Source organism: Halomonas sp. MMSF_3323 (assembly GCF_030733595.1).
GTDB lineage: Bacteria > Pseudomonadota > Gammaproteobacteria > Pseudomonadales > Halomonadaceae > Halomonas > Halomonas litopenaei.
Genome location: NZ_JASHIT010000008.1, coordinates 74,503 through 91,002 on the forward strand (window position 1 = coordinate 74,503; position 16,500 = coordinate 91,002).

The window sequence follows — 16,500 nt, forward strand, 5'->3', positions numbered from 1 at the left end:
TGGGCAGGTCAAACGAAAACCTGGTCGTTCACCTTGGGTGCGGCTGTGTCGCAAGACACAGCGGTACTGACGGTGTCGCGATCACGGATGGTGATCGGCGTCGATGTGCAATGACAGGGGGCGCGGACGTCGAAGTAGCGGCATATGATGCTGCGGCCAGTCGAGTTGCGAGCATAGCGGGTCAGTCGTTTCGTCCTGGTTCCGGTCGGGTTTCAAGGGCGTCCACGCGAAAGCGCAGGGCGCCCTTGTCGTTTTCGGCGCGAAAACGCACGTTGAAACCTCTCAGGCTGACGCCGTACTGGCGATCGTCGTCACTGCCCTTGCTGCGATAGGCGGGGCGCGGGTCCTGGGCGAGGACCTGGGCGATCAAGCGACGCAAGGAACCATCGTTGTCGCTGCTGGAAAGCACCGCTTCGGCCTCGGCCGAGAACACCACCGGATGCTGCGTCGGCGCTTCAGGTGCAAAACCGGTACGGGCGTCGGGGCGACTCTCGGCCCAGGGCAGGTATGGCTTGATATCTACCACTGGTGTGCCGTCGACCAGATCGGCGCTCTTGAGCACCAGGCTGACGCCGTCGCGCGTATCGACGTCGATCAACTCCACCAGCGAGAGCCCGAGACGGTTGGGGCGGTGGGTGCTGCGGCTGGCAAATACGCCTATTCGTGCATTTCCTCCCAGTCGAGGCGGACGGACCATCGCTTTCCAGTGGGGCGGACTAAGGTGAAAGATGAAGGTCAGCCACAGGTGGCTGAACCCCTCCAGCCCACGTACGGCCATGGGATCGGCGAAGTCGCCCTCCAGCACCAGACGAGCTCTGGCATCTTCTGCAAGCCCTGGCTGACGGGGTACGCCGAACTTGTCCGGGAAGTCGCTGCGTATGGTGCCGATGGGCGTCAGGGTATAGAAGTCGTCGGGCATGATCTGGTGAGGCTCTGATGTCGAGGCGTTGATGTGGATGCTGTTACGTCGATGCTCTGATGTCGAAACTCTGATGACGCAGGAAGTGGGTCAGGGGTGACCTGAATGGCTCCAGCAACGTGCTTGCAGGTATCGTGACATGACAAAGCTCCAGTTGGGCATGAAACAGCGTCGCCGGGCATTAGGGTGGTCAGGAGTGTTGGATCGCGCCCGTTATCTGATTAGGCTTGGCGAACCTCGACGCGCCGGATTATCCATCTCCACTCCTGCAGGAGTTCCCTACATGTCCGAACCCAGAATGTCGCAAGCCATGCCGGTCGAGCGACGTTCCCGTATTCACTATCGCGAGGCCCTCGCCAAGGATGGCTCGGATCAGGCCGAAGTGTTCTATCACGCCGTCATGATGGGGGCCAGTCGCCACTACAGCCTGGCCCAGCGTCAGGCCTGGGCTTCGGCGCTGCCCAGGGATGGTTCCGCCTGGCGTGCTCGTCAGGCATTGTTTACTACCCTGGTGGCCGAGTGTGACGGTCGCTGCGTCGGCTTTGTCGAGTTGGACCCCGGTCGCGCGCGCGTCGAGACGCTCTATGTGTGGCCCTCGCTGACCGGCCAGGGCATCGGCGGCCGCTTGCTGTCGCTTGCCGAGGAGCGCCTGAGAAACGCCGGCGCCCGGCGGATGATCATCGAAGCCAGCCTGATGCTGGCAGAGCCACTGCTCGACGCTGGCTGGGAATCCCACGGTGAAGAGTGGGTCGAGCGCGCCGGAGAGCTGCTGCCACGGCTATGCATGAGCAAGCCGTTGGAGTGACCCCCGCTGGACGCTGGCCCCGCTGGACGCTGGAGAGCCCCCCCGCTGGAGTGACCCCGCTGGAGAGCCCCCTGAGAGTAATCTCCAGGAGTGCCCCCGAGAGTGCCCTTCAAGAATAGCCCCCAGGCATGGGCCAGGGTCCAGGCCGTGGGATTGCTTCTCGAAACGGGCAGGGCGTCAGCCTGCCGGGCCTTCCTCGACCATGCGCATGGACAGGTCGATGGCCTTCACGTCCTTGGTCAGTGCGCCGCTCGAGATGCAGTCGACACCTGTCTGGGCGATGGCTTTCAGCGTCGTCTCGTCGACATTGCCGGACGCCTCCAGCGTCGCCTGGCCTGCGACGCGGCGCACCGCTTCTCGCATGTCATCCAGTGAGAAGTTGTCGAGCATGATCACGTCGGCGCCGGCGGCCAGCGCCTGATCCAGTTCCTCGAAGGTCTCGACTTCCACTTCCACCGTCAGGTCACGCGCGATGCTGCGGGCCTCCTTCACGGCGCCGGCGATGCCGCCGCAGGCGGAGATATGGTTTTCCTTGATCAGGAAGGCGTCGTAGAGGCCGATCCGATGGTTGCAGCCACCGCCACAGGCCACCGCGTACTTCTGGGCGATACGCAGACCTGGCAACGTCTTGCGGGTGTCGAGCAGCCGCACACCGGTGCCCTCGAGCAGGTCGACGTAGTGGCGGGTGCGCGTGGCGGTGGCCGACAGCGTCTGCAGCAGGTTGAGAGCCGCGCGCTCGCCGGTCAGCAGGCTGCGTGCGGGGCCTGCCAGTTCGAGAAAGGGCTCGTCTGGCGTCAGTCGATCGCCGTCCGCGGCGTGCCAGGTCAGAGCGACCCGGGGATCGAGGCGGCGGAACAGCTCGTCGACCCAGGCCACGCCGCAGAGTATCGCCGGCTCGCGGCTGATGACGCGGGCCTTGCCCAGATGCTTTTCGGGAATCAGTTGGGCGGTGATGTCCACCGGACCGACGTCCTCGGCCAGCAGGCGAGCGGCACTGTTGCGGATGTCTTCGGCAAGGGCGTCCTGAAAGTGCATGGGTATCTCTGTATTGCGGCGCGTGGAGCCGACATTATAGGGGCACTAGCACCTCGACGTCAGTGGGCGAGGTGACGATCCCATATTCAGACAATGGAGACACCAGCATGCAGTGTCACGACGGGTGGCTCGACGGGGCCAGGCGAGTGCCTTCGCCCAACGTCAATGAACGACCCGAACGAGAAATATCGGCGGTGGTGGTGCATTCCATCAGTCTGCCGCCGGGTCAATTCGGCGGTGAGCACATCGAGGAACTGTTCACCAACCGTCTGGATCCCGAGGCCCACCCTTACTTCGCGGGCATCGCCGGGCTCAAGGTTTCGGCGCATCTGTTGATCCGTCGCGATGGAGAGTGTGTTCAGTTTGCGCCCTTCGAGGCGAGGGCCTGGCACGCGGGACGCTCCAGCTGGTTCGATGGCCATTGCCTGCGCCGCGAGCTCAACGACTTCTCGATCGGGATCGAGCTTGAAGGGGACGAGATGTCGCCCTATCGAGACGCCCAGTACCGTGCCCTGGCCCAGGTGCTGCACGCGCTGTTTGACGCCTACCCCGAGATCACCCCCCAACGACTGACCAGTCACGCGCGAATCGCTCCCCTGCGAAAGACCGATCCCGGCCCCTCCTTCGACTGGGCGTACCTGCGGCGCTGTTTGCAGCACCGCTAGATGAAGATGCGATGCATCGTTTCGGCATAGCGCGAGCCATCACCTTCAGGTCAAACGGTAGTTTGTTTACAAGTGGCTGACTTGAGGCGCTTAAGTCATACCCCCTTTGGGTTAAGCCATTGTGTTGCAGTGCAATATGAGGTAATTGAAAAATATTTCCATAGCTGCTTCAATTGGCAGTGCAGGGCGTTTGAGGTATCTTCTTGCCCAATCGTGCTCGTTTGGCACGGACATTCTAGTAATATTACTACATGCCTGACGCTGCGAGGCGGGCGGGGAATCACCCCCTCTATCCCGCTCGCTCATTGGCCTCGATCGTGGGGCAATGGACCCCCATCGTCATTCGGAGAGACGTTCTATGAGTCTTGGTTCAAGAGAAGATCTCGATCCGGTCGAAACCCAGGAATGGTTGGATTCCCTGGAGTCTGTTCTGGATCGTGAGGGCGAGGATCGTGCCCGGTACCTGATGACGCGGCTCGCCGACCGTTATCGCCAGGACGGCATGCAGGTGCCCTTCTCGGTCACCACCCCGCATCGCAACACCATTCCGGTGCACTGCGAGGCCCCGATGCCTGGCGATCTGTTCATGGAGCGTCGTATTCGCTCGGTGATCCGCTACAACGCCATCGCTCAGGTCATTCGCAACAACAAGGCGAAGCCGGGACTGGGTGGCCACATCGCCAGCTTCATGTCCTCCGCGACTCTCTACGACGTGGGCTTCAACCATTTCTTCCGTGCCCCCAACGGCGACTTCGAAGGCGACCTGATCTACATCCAGGGTCACGTGGCACCGGGCATCTACGCCCGCGCCTACCTCGAGGGCCGGCTGACCGAAGAGCAGATGGACAGCTACCGCCAGGAAGTCGATGGCAACGGCCTGTCATCCTACCCGCACCCGTGGCTGATGCCGGAGTTCTGGCAGTTCCCGACGGTTTCCATGGGTCTGGGCCCGATCCAGGCGATCTACCAGGCCCACGTCATGAAGTACCTGCACTCCCGCGAGCTGCACGACATGCAGGATCGCAAGATCTGGTGCTTCATGGGCGACGGTGAGTGTGACGAGCCGGAATCTCTCGGCGCCATCCACCTGGCCAGCCGCGAGAAGCTCGACAATCTGATCTTTGTTATCAACTGCAACCTGCAGCGTCTCGATGGCCCGGTGCGCGGCAACTCCCGCATCATCGACGAGCTCGAGGGTGTCTTCCGCGGTGCCGGCTGGAACGTGCTCAAGGTCGTCTGGGGTCGTCACTGGGACCCGCTCTTCGAGAAGGACAAGAAGGGCATGCTGCAGAAGCGCATGGACGAGGCGGTCGACGGCGACTACCAGAACTACAAGGCCAACGGCGGTGCCTACACCCGTGAGCACTTCTTCGGCAAGTACCCGGAGACCGCCGACCTGGTCAAGGACATGTCCGACGAGGACATCTGGAAGCTCAATCGCGGTGGCCACGATCCGTTCAAGGTCTACGCGGCGTACCACGAGGCGACCACCAAACCCAATGGTCGCCCCACCGTGATCCTGGCGCATACCGTCAAGGGCTACGGCATGGGTGGCGGCGACGGCGAGGCGGCCAACGAGGCGCACCAGGTCAAGACCATGGAGTACGAGGCGCTCAAGCGCTTCCGTGATCGCTTCGGCATCCCGATTTCCGACGACCAGCTCAAGGAAGTGCCGTACTACAAGCCGGACGACGATTCGCCCGAAATGAAGTACATGCACTATCAGCGCGAACAGCTGGGCGGCTATCTGCCGAGCCGTCGCAATGACTTCGAGGCGCTCGAGATTCCCGGCCTCGATGACAAGACCTTCGCCTCCCAGACCGGCGGCTCCAAGGGCCGCGAAGTGTCCACCACCATGGCCTTCGTGCGGATCCTCAATGGCCTGGTCAAGGACAAGAAGATCGGCAAGCGGGTGGTCCCGATCATCCCCGACGAGGCGCGCACCTTCGGTATGGAGGGCATGTTCCGTCAGCTCGGTATCTACACCTCCGAAGGCCAGAAGTACGAGCCGGTCGACAAGGGCCAGATCATGTTCTACCGCGAGGATCAGAAGGGTCAGATCCTCGAGGAAGGCATCACCGAGGCCGGCGCCATGTCTGCCTGGATTGCCGCGGCCACCTCGTACTCGAACAACAACACCACTCTGCTGCCGTTCTACATCTACTACTCGATGTTCGGCTTCCAGCGGATCGGTGATCTGGCCTGGGCCGCCGGTGACATGCAGGCTCGCGGCTTCCTGTGCGGTGGTACCGCCGGTCGTACCACGCTCAACGGCGAGGGTCTCCAGCACCAGGACGGTCACAGCCTGCTGCAGGCAGCGATGATCCCGAACTGCCGCACCTATGACCCGACCTACGGGCACGAAGTCGCGGTCATCGTGCAGGATGGTCTGAAGCGGATGTTCTCCGACAAGGAAAACTGCTTCTACTACCTGACCCTGATGAACGAGAACTACGAGCACCCCGAGCTCGAGGAGATTCCCGCCGAGGACATCATCAAGGGCATGTACCTGCTGCGCGAGACCAAGGGCAAGAAGGGCCACGTCCAGCTGCTGGGCTCCGGTACCATCCTGCGCGAGGTCGAGGCTGCCGCCGAGATACTGGCCGAAGAGTGGGGTGTGGGCTCCGACATCTGGAGCGTGACCAGCTTCAATGAGCTGCGCCGCGAGGCCCTGGGGCTGGATCGTCAGGCCTTCATCAACCCGGATGCCGACCCCGAGAAGCCTCACGTCACCAAGTGTCTGGAAGGGCGCAAGGGACCGGCGATCGCCTCGACCGACTACATGAAGCTGTACGCCGACCAGGTCCGCGCCTGGGTGCCGACCGACTATCATGTACTGGGCACCGACGGCTATGGTCGCTCCGACACCCGCGAAGCGCTTCGCCGGTTCTTCGAGGTCGACCGCTACTACGTCACCGTGGCGGCGCTCAAGGCGTTGGCCGATCGTGACGAGATCGACCGCAAGGTCGTGGCCGAGGCACTCAAGAAGTACGACATCGACCCGAACAAGCCCAACCCGCTCGAGGTGTAAGGCATCGGTTGGACTGTCCGGTGGCATGGCGGGCCGGTGGCCCGCCTCCGTCAAGAGTTTGAAGGAGCGCGACCTTGAGTAGCGAAATCATCAAAGTGCCCGATATCGGTGGTGACACCGATGTGGAAATCATCGAAGTCGCGGTGTCCGAAGGTGACGTGATCGAGCCGGAAGACACCCTGATTACCCTGGAATCCGACAAGGCCAGCATGGACGTGCCGGCGCCCAAGGGCGGCAAGGTCCTCAAGGTTCTGGTCAAGGAAGGCGACACCGTCTCGGAAGGCGATGACATCGTCGAGATCGAGGCCGAAGGTGGTGGCGACGCCGACGAGGATGCTGACGCCGACGCCGATTCGGCTGAAGAGTCGCAGGCCGATTCCGGCGGCGACGAGCAGGAAGCGCCCAAGTCCGACGACAAGCCGGCACCGAAGAAGAAGAGCGGCGGTGGCAGCAAGACCGTCGAGATCAAGGTGCCGGACCTGGGTGGCTCCAGCGACGTCGAGATCATCGAGGTGGCGGTGTCCGAAGGCGACGAGGTCGGCGAGGAAGACACCCTGATCACCCTGGAGTCCGACAAGGCCTCCATGGACGTGCCGAGCCCCCACGCCGGCAAGTTGGTCAGCCTGAACGTCAAGGAAGGGGATACCGTCTCCGAAGGTGACGTCATCGGCTCCATGGAAGTCGCCGGTGAAGGCGATGATGGCGATGACGACTCTGCCGATGAGTCGGCCGATGAGTCTGCCGATGAGTCTGCCGATGATAGTGCAGCCGAGTCCGCCGAAAGCGCGTCGGAAGAGCAGGAAGAGGACGATTCCGACGACGAGGCCGCCGAAGGTGGTCGTCAGGAGGTTCGTGTCCCCGACCTGTCCGGTTCCAGCGACGTGCCGATCATCGAGATGGCCGTCAGCGAAGGTGACGAGGTGGACGTCGAGGACGCCCTGATCACCCTGGAGTCCGACAAGGCCTCCATGGACGTGCCGAGTCCGTTCAAGGGCAAGGTGGTGGAGCTGTCGGTGAAGGAAGGCGACAGTGTCTCCGAGGGTGACCTGATCGGCTACATCGAGGTCGCCGGCGCGGCGCCCAAGAAGAAGGCGCCGAAGAAGGACGCTCCCAAGAAGGACGCCCCGAAAAAGGATGCCCCGAAGAAGGACGCGCCCAAGCAGCAGGCGGCGTCCGGTCAGGGCTCTGCGGTGGCCGACAAGCCGCGTGATGCCAAGAGCGTCCACGCCGGCCCTGCGGTGCGCATGCTGGCCCGCGAACTGGGTGTCGACCTGGCCCTGGTGAAGCCCTCCGGTCCCAAGGACCGAGTGCTCAAGGAAGACGTGCAGAACTACGTCAAGCAGGCCATGGCCAACCAGGGCAAGGGCAAGAGCGACGCCGCTGCGGCACCTGCTGCCGGGGGCTCTGGCATTCCGCCGATCCCGGATCAGGACTTCAGCCAGTTCGGCGAGATCGAAGAGAAGCAGATGGGCCGCCTGATGAAGATGGGCGCCAACAATCTGCATCGCAGCTGGGTCAATATTCCCCACGTCACGCAGTTCGACGAGGCGGACATCACCGAGCTCGAGGCCTTCCGCAAGTCGATGAAGGCCGAGGCGGAAGCCCAGGGCGCCAAGCTGACTCCGCTGCCGTTCCTGATCAAGGCGTGCGCCTATGCCTTGAACAAGTACCCGCAGTTTAACGTCAGCCTCAAGGCCGACGGCGAGACCGTGGTGCAGAAGAAGTACGTGCACATCGGTATTGCCGTGGACACGCCCGATGGCCTGATGGTGCCGGTGATCCGCGATGCCGACAAGAAGTCGCTGATCGACCTGGCCAAGGAGTCGGTGGAGCTGGCCAAGAAGGCTCAGTCGAAGAAGCTCAAGCGTGACGAGATGACCGGTGGTTGCTTCACCATCTCGAGCCTGGGCTCCATCGGCGGGACCGCCTTCACGCCCATCGTGAACCCGCCGGAGGTGGCGATCCTCGGGGTTTCCAAGGCGTCGATGAAGCCGGTGTGGAATGGCGCGGACTTCCAGCCGCGACTGATGATGCCGCTGTCGCTGTCCTATGACCACCGTGCCGTCAACGGCGCCGATGCCGCGCGCTTCACCGCGTTGCTGGGACAGTTGTTGACCGACGTGCGTCGCCTTCTGCTGTAATTCAGGCCGAATGCGAGAACAGAACGGCGCCGCAAGGCGCCGTTTCTCGTCCTGCCGTCAGCTCTGACAGCGTGCCATGTGGATGTGCCAGGCCGGGCGAATCGTGACGCTTCTATGACTCCTGACCAAAGTGCAATCTAGATGCCAGCAGCTTGATGTTAAACGCTTTTTCTGCAGGTTTTCGGTGAGTTGCGAGTAACCTCAGGTTGTGTCGCCAAGACGGCACGGGTATTGTTCGCTTAACCCATTCTTCACCCCGACTTTTCGCTTTCTCGAAGGAGTTCCAACGATGCGCTTGATCCTCTTGGGTGCCCCGGGTGCCGGCAAGGGCACCCAGGCCCAATTCATCTGTGAGCGCTACGATATCCCACAGATTTCCACTGGTGACATGCTGCGTGCAGCGGTCAAGGAAGGCAGTGAACTGGGCCTCAAGGTGAAGGAAATCATGACCACCGGTGGCCTGGTCTCCGATGACATCATCATCGCCCTGGTCAAGGAACGCATCACCCAGCCTGACTGCGCCAACGGTTTCCTGTTTGACGGCTTCCCGCGCACCATTCCCCAGGCCGATGCCATGAAGGAAGGTGGCGTCAAGATCGATCACGTGCTCGAGATCGCCGTGGCCGACGAGGAAATCGTCAATCGTTTGGCGGGTCGTCGGGTCCACCCGGCGTCCGGCCGCGTCTACCACGTCGACCACAATCCGCCCAAGGAAGACGGCAAGGATGATGTGACCGGCGAGGCGCTGGTTCAGCGTGATGATGATCGCGAGAATACCGTTCGCAATCGTCTGTCGGTCTACCACGAGCAGACCGAGCCGCTGGTGGGCTACTACCAGCAATGGGCCCAGCAGGCGCCTGAGGATGCCCCGCGCTATCATCGCGTGGAAGGCGTGGGGAGTGTCGATGACATCACCCGTCAGGTGCGCGAGGCCCTCGAAGGCTGATCTACCGCACCACGCTTGCTGCATTCGACTCACGGCTCGCCCCAAGGCGGGCCGTGAGTCGTTTATAATGTGCCGGATTCACTACCAGGATGAGCCTGACATGACCTTGATTGTGGCCCTCGATGCCTCCTCGAGCGCCTGCTCCGCGGCCCTGCTGCGTCGCCAGGAGGGTAGCCCGGACGAGGTGATAGCGCGTTTTGCGCAGACCCCGCGAGAGCATACCCGCCGTCTGTTGCCGATGGTCGACGAAGTGCTGGCCGAGGCCGGGGTGGCGGCCAGCGAACTGGACGCCGTGGCCTACGGGCGCGGACCAGGCTCCTTCACAGGCTTGAGGATTGCCGCGGGTGTGGCCCAGGGGCTGGCCTACGGACTGGACCGCCCGCTGGTCGGTGTATCGACGCTGGAGGCACTGGCGCTGGGCGGCCACCTGCGCCATCGCTATCGCTACATGGTCACCGCGCTGGACGCCCGCATGGGCGAAATCTACGTCGGTGCCTGGCGGGTCGAGGATGGGCGGCCGTTGGCACTGATGGACGAAGCGGTGCTGCCGCCCGAACGGCTGGTGCTGCCCCGCGAGCATGAAGACCATGATTGGGTGGGACTGGGGTCTGGCTGGGCGCTGTGGGATCAGATGCCCGCCGAGATCCAGGCCAGCCTCAACCTGACCGTGACCGATGCCGACCCTGCCGCCGAGGACATGGTGCGGCTGGCCGTCGAGGTCTTTGTCGCAGGCGATGCCCAGCGCCCCCATGACGCCCAGCCCGTCTATCTGCGCGATCAGGTGGCCTGGAAGAAGGCCGAGCGAAAGGCGCGTTCGTGAGTGTTCGCCTGAGCCCTGACATGGCGCTGCCTTTCGTTATGGACAGCGATCCCGAGGCGGCGCTGGCGCTGGAATGGGATGACCAGGGTCGGCTGGTGCTGGTCGGTGACGAGGCCCGCTATGGCAAGCCGCTGTGGGTGGACTTCGTCGGTGGGCGAGCCGGCCACCGACGGCGTTTCGGCGGCGGGCGCGGTCAACTGGTGGCTCGGGCCTGTGGTCTTGCCAAGGGCGTCACCCCGAGCATCATCGATGCCACCGCGGGTCTAGGCCGTGACGCCTTCGTGCTGGCGAGCCTGGGCGCCGAGGTGCTGCTGATCGAGCGGGTAGCCGCGATTGCGGCCCTGCTGGATGACGGACTCCGGCGTGCCCGGGAGGATAGCGACACTCAGGAAGCGGCGGCGCACATGCACCTTGCCCATGGCGACAGCAGTCGTGAGCTTGGCGACATCGTGGCAGCGGCCGGGGTAGCCCCGGAAGTGATCCACCTGGACCCGATGTTCCCCCACCGCGACAAGTCGGCCCTGGTCAAGAAGGAGATGCGGCTGTTTCGCGAGTTGGCGGGGGACGATGACGATGCACCGCGGCTATTGGAAGCGGCGCTGGACGTCGCCAGCCACCGCGTGGTGGTCAAGCGTCCGCGCAAGGCGCCTCCCATAGCAGGCCCCGAGCCGAGGCATCGACTCGAGGAGAAGACCAGCCGCTACGACATCTACGTGCACCGCTCGCTCAAGGCTGAGCGCTGACCTCCGAGGGAGCCTCGGCGGCCTCCTCGCGGTGACGGCTGATCAACGCCAGTCGCCGTCGCAGCGAGGCGTCGAGCAGGCGTGAGGCCCGCTGGGCCGCGCGCTTGAGGCACTCGTCGAAGTGCAGCCGGTCCTGCTCGAGCCACACCCAGCCTTCCTGTTCCAGGGTATCGATCAGGGTCTCGAACAGCTTGGGGTCGAAGAACTCCGGTGCCTCGCGACCGCTGAGGAGTCCAAGGCGCTCCGACAGCGCACGCGAGCGCTCCTTCAGGGTGGCCCGGTCCAGTGCCCCCGATCCGGATCGCAGCAGCACCTCGATCAGCAGGGCGTTGCGCTCCAGCGATGGCTGGATCATGCGGCCGATCAGTTCGAGGCGTTCTCGGCCTTCTAGGCTTTCCACCGGCGTAAAGCCTTCGCCATGGCGCTCCAGCAGCCCCAGGTCCACCTGGACGGCAAGAATGGCCGCGAGGCGTTCCTTCATGTCCGCGCTTTCATCGACACAGAACTCCCGGGCCAGCGGTGGCCAAAGCGGCGTCAACAGGTCGCAGAGTTCGTGGAGGCTGCGTTGGTGGCGGCTGCGAAAGGCGAAGGCGACCAGCGCCGGCAGGGCGAACAGGTGCAGCACGTTGTTGCGATACCAGGCCAGCAGTGCCGCTTGCTCGGGCGTGGCGCTAACGATGTCACCAAGGCTATGGGCGTGGCGCTCGACCATGTCCAGGTCCACCGCCCTGGCGATGCAGGCTTCCGGAGACTCGTCGGGCAGACTGGGTCTTTCGCCGCAGGCGGGGCTGTCGGCCAGGCGACAGAGCAGGGCGAGCTGGTCGGTCAGGGTGGCGTACTCCAGGGCGCGGTGCGGCGACGAGAGTAGCGCTAGGCCTGTCAGGTTGATGGCATTCAGCGCCGCCACCCGGTTGATGCGCCGGGTCAGGGATCTGCCAAGCGTGGTGACCGTCGGTGCCAGCCAGTCGGGGCGCGGCGACTCGTCGTCTCGCCAGCCGGGGGCGTGGCTATCGAGAAAGCCCCCGATGGGCAGCGGCTCGCCGATATTGACCGATACCCGGCCGTAGGGCTCGCGCAGACGTCCGAGCACCCGCAGCAGATCCAGCGGGGACTCCTTGCGCTTCTTGCCACCGCCCAGTTCGCGCTGGTAGCTGGAGTTCTCGAGAATACGCTCGTAGCCGATATAGACCGGAACAAAGACCATCGGCCGCTCGTCGACCCGCTGGCAGCGCAGGAAGGACCGCAGTGTCATCGCCAGCATGCCGGGACGAGGCGTGAGCATGCGACCGCTGCGGGAACGACCGCCTTCGATGAAGTACTCCATCGGATAGCCCCGGGCCAGCAGGCGGTGCAGATATTCGTTGAACACCGCGCCGTAGAGGCGGTTGTCGCGAAAGCTGCGACGCAGGAAGAAGGCGCCACCACGTCTCAGCAAAGGGCCGATCAACGGCATGTCAAGGTTGCGTCCTGCGGCGATGTGGGGCGGCATCAAGCCTTCGCGGTAGAGCACGTAGGACAGCAGCAGGTAGTCGATATGGCTGCGGTGGCAGGGCACGTAGATCAGGGTGTGATCCTCGGCCAGGGCCTTGACCTCTTCCAGACCATTGACGTCGACGCCGTCGTAGAGCCGGTTCCACAGGCGCTTCAAGGCACCGGCCAGAAAGCGCAGCACCGGATAGGTCATGTTGGCCGCGATCTCGTGGCCATAGCGTCTGGCGCGTCGCTTGAGTCGTTTGTGTGAGCTGGCCTTCTCTGCCAGTTGGTCGATCTCCCGACGCACCTCGTCGCTTGCCACCACTCCCTGAATCATCGTGCTGCGGTGCGACAGGTCCGGCCCCAGCACCCGCGTACGCACCCGGCGAAAGTGTACCCGCAACAGCCTTGCCGCCTTGCGGTTGGTGCGTGGGGCGTCACCGTCATGCAGTTCTTCGAGGTGCAGCGGGGCGCCGAACTGGATTTCCACGTCGCGGCCGTTGACCAGCACCGACAGCGCTCGCCGCAGTCGTCCGGTCAGGCGCCAGCTGTCCGCTGCCAGCAGATGCCAGAGGCCGAAGTCCTTGCCCGGGGCTCGCCCCCAGAACACACTGACGGGCACCAGCTGTATCCGGGTGTCGCTGGTGATCAGCTCGGTGAAGGGCGCGACACCGGTGGCTTGGCCCGGCCACAGCCGGAACCGGCGTGCCGGCAGCGCCACGCAGCGCGGCAGGTTGCTGTCGGGCAGCGCCAACCGGCCACGCGCCGGGGGCAGGCCATGACGTTGGCAGTAGCTGTCCAGCAGCAGGGCGTCGCTCAGCGAGGGGCGCGGTAGCACATAGAGCGTCGGCAGCTGCGGATCCAGCGCCAGTTTATCCGGCGTCGGTTCCGCCAGCCGAACCTCGGTCCACAGTTCGATGAGTCGGCGCAGCGGTGCGCGAAGCATGCCAGGCATAGCAATTCCGTTGTTCGGGGCAGTAGGCGAGGACCGTCTGCGGGCCATCCATGTCGTGCCGTCAGTATAACGATCGGGTAGGGTGGCGCCATGATCTGCTTGATATCCGGTTGATATGACACCGCCAGGGAGACGTGCAGCATGACCACCGCGTGGCGACAGCATAATCGCGTCGATCTATTGCCGGAGGCCGATCGCTTCCTGCCGGCGCTGTTCGAGGCGGTGGCCGAGGCCCGTCAAAGCGTGCTGATCGAACTTTATCTGATGGAGTCCGGCGAACTGGCCGACCGCGTCATCGAGGCGCTGGTGGCCGCATCGCAGCGCGGCGTCGCCGTCTATCTACTGTTGGACGGTTTCGGCGCCATGGGGCTTTCAGGCCAGGATAGAGAACGCCTGGTCGCATCCGGCGTGTGGTTGCGGGACTTCAACCCGCTGGGCTGGCACTCGCTGGGACGCAACGTCAGTCGTGATCATCGCAAGCTGGTGGTGGTGGATCAGCGACTGGCCTTTACCGGGGGCTTTGGCGCCGTCGATGAGTTCCTGGCGGCCTGGTTCGAGGTGGCCGTGCGTGTCGAGGGCCCGGTGGTGGCCGACTGGGTGGCGCTGTTTGCCCAGGTGTGGAACTCGCCGTTGACCAGAGGCGCCCCGCAGGCACCGGCGCTGCCGTCGTCGAGTGGCGAGAGGCGCCATGACCCTGGAGTCAGGGCACGGGTGATCTGGGGACGGGGTTACCGCTTTCAGGCCATTCGCCACTCACTGCAGGAGCGAATCGCCCGCGCCGAACGGCGCCTGTGGCTGTGTACGCCCTACTTTGTGCCCACCCTGGGGCTGAGGCTCAGGCTGCAGCGCGCGGCGCGCAAGGGCCGTGACGTGCGCCTGCTGCTGCCAGGACGGGACCACGACCATCCCGGTATCCGCTACGCCGGGCAGCGCTTCTACTCTCGGTTGCTGCGGGCAGGGGTGCGCATCTACGAGTTCCAGCCAAGCTTCATCCACGCCAAGTTCGTGGTCGCCGATGACTGGGTCAGCCTGGGGTCCTGCAACTTCGACCACTGGAGCCTGCAGTGGAACCTCGAGGCCAATCAGGAGGTCGAGGACGCCGTCCTGGCCGACGAGGTCGCGGCGCTGTTCGAGCGCAATTTCGCGGCGAGTCGTGAGATCACCCGGGAAAGCTGGGCGCGCCGCTCCTGGTGGGCCAGGATCAGGACCTGGCTGTACGGCACCCTTGATGGCTGGCTGACCCGCTTGCGCTGAGGCGCCGGCTGTCGCTTGCTCCGGTGCTGACCAGCGCCTGGCCTGTGACTCGCTATCGCTTGGCCTGTGACTCGCTATCGCCTGGCCTGTGACGCGCTATCGCTTGGCCTGTTATTCGCTAGCGCTTGCCCTGTTATTCGCTATCGCTTGCCTTTGGGGCCTTTGGCCTGGGGTCTGCCCTGGCCGCCCTTGCTCTTGTTGCCTTGCCCCTTGTTGCCATGCCCCTTGTGGCCTGCCTTGCCACCCCTGCCGCCGGCTGGCGCCTTGCCGCGGGGCTTGGGCTTGGGGGTGTCCGGCGGTACCCGGAAGTGCAGGTACAGATCCAGCACCAGTTCCGGCAACTGACCGACCAGGCGCTCGAGTCGCTCGCCTTCCCCGGCCAGATCGGCCATGTCGGGCTCGTCGGCGAACAGTCCCGACAGCGCCATGAAGGGCAACAGCAGTGTGGCCACGGTTTCTTCATCGCCCTCGAACCAGGCGGCCTCGTCGAGGAAGACGCCTTCCATGAAGCCGGCACACCAGTCGCCGATGGGCGTCTCTTCCGCCGCCATGCCGTCCAGCGTCAGCTCGAAGGGCAGCTCGGGGAGACCGCCGCCTTCCAGCACACCGATGGCGTTGGCCCTGAGCTGCTCGAGCAGGCCCAGGATGATCTCCCTTTCCTGGTCGCTTTCGAACTCGGGGGTGCCGTGAAACAGCTCCGCGACCCAGGCGGCAGCCTCGACATCCCGCGGCGCCACCGCCAGCGCGACCAGGAAGCCGTGGGCGCCGATCAGGTCCAGCGCATCGGGACCGGCGCGCTCCTCGAGAAAGTCATCGAGCAGGTCCAGAGCGTCGTCTTCGAGCAAGGGGAGGGGGAGCGGCGTTTCGGCGTCGGACATGGGGCGCTCACTTGGCGAGGGGATGACTGGACGGTGGTCTTTACCGTCCCCGTTCGAGGCGGCATTCTAGCACTCCTTTACCTACTCTGACTGCGTCATGACCTCGACCCGGCCATCAATTCGCCCGCGCGCTCGCGGTGACTCTCCCACCCCGGTGTTGCCCGACGTCGACGACGCCTGGCTTCAGTCACTCGACGTCGCTGCCCTGCGCCAAGCGCTGATGGCAAGAGTCGTGGAGGCGGTGGCGCTGTGTCGTGACTATCATCCTGGGCTGCCGGAGCCGAAGGTGTGGTGCGATCTGCGCGGCAAGGGCGCAGGGCAGGCCCACTTCGGTCGCGGCGGACTGCGCTTCAATGGCCAGCTGCTGGAAGAAAATCGCCACACCTTCTTCACCGAGGTGGTGCCCCACGAGGTGGCCCACTGGCTGGTCTGGCACCTGGAAGATGGGCCTACCTTTCGCCCCCATGGCAGGGAGTGGCAGACCGTCATGCTCAGGCTGTTCGGCTTGGCCCCCCGGGTCACCCATCGCTTCGATACCGCCCGCTCGAGTCCCGTTCCGTATCGCTATCGCTGCGCCTGTCGCGAGCACGGATTCTCGGCGCGGCGTCACGCCAACGCCCAGGCCGGTCAAGAGTATCGCTGCAGGCACTGTCGCGGCCGACTGTGCCTGGTTGGGAAGAAGTGCTGAAATTTGCGCTTAACCTCTTGTTATAAAATAAAAAAATAGTCATACCAATGTCTAAGGGGAAACCCTGGCCTGGCGACGTTATGCTGGCTGTCAGGTTATTCGCGCCGGTCGGTCTCTCTTATTCAGGCGGCTGGCTCTTCACTTCGA

The 16,500-nt window shown here is 64.2% G+C and carries 13 protein-coding genes; 9 read left to right on the top strand and 4 right to left on the bottom strand.

The annotated features are described in order from the left end of the window. Positions 1–181: 181 nt before the first annotated feature. The gene (gene tsaA, locus RBB39_RS05605) at positions 182–919 is read right to left on the bottom strand and encodes a tRNA (N6-threonylcarbamoyladenosine(37)-N6)-methyltransferase TrmO (RefSeq protein WP_108132376.1); all 738 of its coding nucleotides are present in this window, start codon (positions 917–919) and stop codon (positions 182–184) included. A 283-nt stretch (positions 920–1,202) separates the two neighbouring features. Between tsaA and RBB39_RS05610 the strand changes: the two genes are divergently transcribed. Beyond that, the gene (locus tag RBB39_RS05610; RefSeq protein ID WP_045992833.1) at positions 1,203–1,724 is read left to right on the top strand and encodes a GNAT family N-acetyltransferase; all 522 of its coding nucleotides are present in this window, start codon (positions 1,203–1,205) and stop codon (positions 1,722–1,724) included. A gap of 177 nt (positions 1,725–1,901) precedes the next feature. Here the strand turns inward: RBB39_RS05610 and nadC are convergent, their stop codons facing one another. Then, positions 1,902–2,759: a carboxylating nicotinate-nucleotide diphosphorylase gene (nadC, locus tag RBB39_RS05615; RefSeq protein WP_045992832.1), complete on the bottom strand. Its 858-nt coding sequence runs from the start codon at positions 2,757–2,759 to the stop codon at positions 1,902–1,904. 107 nt (positions 2,760–2,866) lie between these two features. Between nadC and ampD the strand changes: the two genes are divergently transcribed. The 6 genes from ampD (at position 2,867) to RBB39_RS05645 (ending at position 11,105) form a co-directional block, all read left to right on the top strand. Further along, positions 2,867–3,424, top strand: coding sequence for a 1,6-anhydro-N-acetylmuramyl-L-alanine amidase AmpD (ampD, locus tag RBB39_RS05620; protein ID WP_306168899.1), 558 nt, complete (start codon positions 2,867–2,869; stop codon positions 3,422–3,424). A gap of 358 nt (positions 3,425–3,782) precedes the next feature. Continuing rightward, on the top strand, positions 3,783–6,455 hold the full coding sequence (aceE, locus tag RBB39_RS05625; RefSeq protein WP_045992830.1) for a pyruvate dehydrogenase (acetyl-transferring), homodimeric type: 2,673 nt from the start codon (positions 3,783–3,785) through the stop codon (positions 6,453–6,455). Positions 6,456–6,529: 74 nt separating this feature from the next. Then, complete coding sequence (gene aceF / locus RBB39_RS05630; protein ID WP_306168900.1) at positions 6,530–8,596, top strand: pyruvate dehydrogenase complex dihydrolipoyllysine-residue acetyltransferase; 2,067 nt, start codon at positions 6,530–6,532, stop codon at positions 8,594–8,596. Between the two features lie 289 nt (positions 8,597–8,885). Next, a complete protein-coding gene (adk, locus tag RBB39_RS05635) occupies positions 8,886–9,542 on the top strand; it encodes an adenylate kinase (RefSeq protein WP_222516010.1) in 657 nt (218 codons plus the stop codon). A gap of 100 nt (positions 9,543–9,642) precedes the next feature. Beyond that, a complete protein-coding gene (gene tsaB / locus RBB39_RS05640) occupies positions 9,643–10,362 on the top strand; it encodes a tRNA (adenosine(37)-N6)-threonylcarbamoyltransferase complex dimerization subunit type 1 TsaB (RefSeq protein ID WP_306168901.1) in 720 nt (239 codons plus the stop codon). Positions 10,363–10,400: 38 nt separating this feature from the next. Further along, positions 10,401–11,105 carry a class I SAM-dependent methyltransferase gene (locus tag RBB39_RS05645; RefSeq protein WP_306168922.1) on the top strand — a complete coding sequence of 235 codons (705 nt, stop codon included), beginning with the start codon at positions 10,401–10,403 and terminating at the stop codon, positions 11,103–11,105. On the opposite strand, the gene plsB is transcribed toward RBB39_RS05645, so the two are convergent. Then, entirely contained in the window at positions 11,089–13,533 is a 2,445-nt protein-coding gene (gene plsB, locus RBB39_RS05650) for a glycerol-3-phosphate 1-O-acyltransferase PlsB (protein WP_306168902.1), read from the bottom strand. The two genes, RBB39_RS05645 and plsB, sit on opposite strands and share 17 nt — an antisense overlap. A gap of 141 nt (positions 13,534–13,674) precedes the next feature. Between plsB and RBB39_RS05655 the strand changes: the two genes are divergently transcribed. Next, entirely contained in the window at positions 13,675–14,787 is a 1,113-nt protein-coding gene (locus RBB39_RS05655; RefSeq protein WP_306168903.1) for a phosphatidylserine/phosphatidylglycerophosphate/cardiolipin synthase family protein, read from the top strand. Positions 14,788–14,927: 140 nt separating this feature from the next. Here the strand turns inward: RBB39_RS05655 and RBB39_RS05660 are convergent, their stop codons facing one another. Further along, positions 14,928–15,665, bottom strand: a complete 738-nt coding sequence (locus RBB39_RS05660) for a YecA family protein (RefSeq protein WP_306168904.1) — start codon at positions 15,663–15,665, stop codon at positions 14,928–14,930. 97 nt (positions 15,666–15,762) lie between these two features. On the opposite strand from RBB39_RS05660, the gene RBB39_RS05665 reads away from it, so the two are divergent. Then, on the top strand, positions 15,763–16,353 hold the full coding sequence (locus RBB39_RS05665; protein ID WP_306168905.1) for a SprT-like domain-containing protein: 591 nt from the start codon (positions 15,763–15,765) through the stop codon (positions 16,351–16,353). Positions 16,354–16,500: the final 147 nt, after the last annotated feature.

Coding starts and splice junctions, on each gene's coding strand:
- RBB39_RS05610 (WP_045992833.1), top strand. CDS start 1,203: ATGTCCGAACCCAGAATGTCGCAAGCCATGCCGGTCGAGCGACGTTCC.
- ampD (WP_306168899.1), top strand. CDS start 2,867: ATGCAGTGTCACGACGGGTGGCTCGACGGGGCCAGGCGAGTGCCTTCG.
- RBB39_RS05660 (WP_306168904.1), bottom strand. CDS start 15,665: ATGTCCGACGCCGAAACGCCGCTCCCCCTCCCCTTGCTCGAAGACGAC.
- adk (WP_222516010.1), top strand. CDS start 8,886: ATGCGCTTGATCCTCTTGGGTGCCCCGGGTGCCGGCAAGGGCACCCAG.
- tsaA (WP_108132376.1), bottom strand. CDS start 919: ATGCCCGACGACTTCTATACCCTGACGCCCATCGGCACCATACGCAGC.
- aceE (WP_045992830.1), top strand. CDS start 3,783: ATGAGTCTTGGTTCAAGAGAAGATCTCGATCCGGTCGAAACCCAGGAA.
- RBB39_RS05645 (WP_306168922.1), top strand. CDS start 10,401: ATGGACAGCGATCCCGAGGCGGCGCTGGCGCTGGAATGGGATGACCAG.
- plsB (WP_306168902.1), bottom strand. CDS start 13,533: ATGCCTGGCATGCTTCGCGCACCGCTGCGCCGACTCATCGAACTGTGG.
- RBB39_RS05665 (WP_306168905.1), top strand. CDS start 15,763: ATGACCTCGACCCGGCCATCAATTCGCCCGCGCGCTCGCGGTGACTCT.
- nadC (WP_045992832.1), bottom strand. CDS start 2,759: ATGCACTTTCAGGACGCCCTTGCCGAAGACATCCGCAACAGTGCCGCT.
- tsaB (WP_306168901.1), top strand. CDS start 9,643: ATGACCTTGATTGTGGCCCTCGATGCCTCCTCGAGCGCCTGCTCCGCG.
- RBB39_RS05655 (WP_306168903.1), top strand. CDS start 13,675: ATGACCACCGCGTGGCGACAGCATAATCGCGTCGATCTATTGCCGGAG.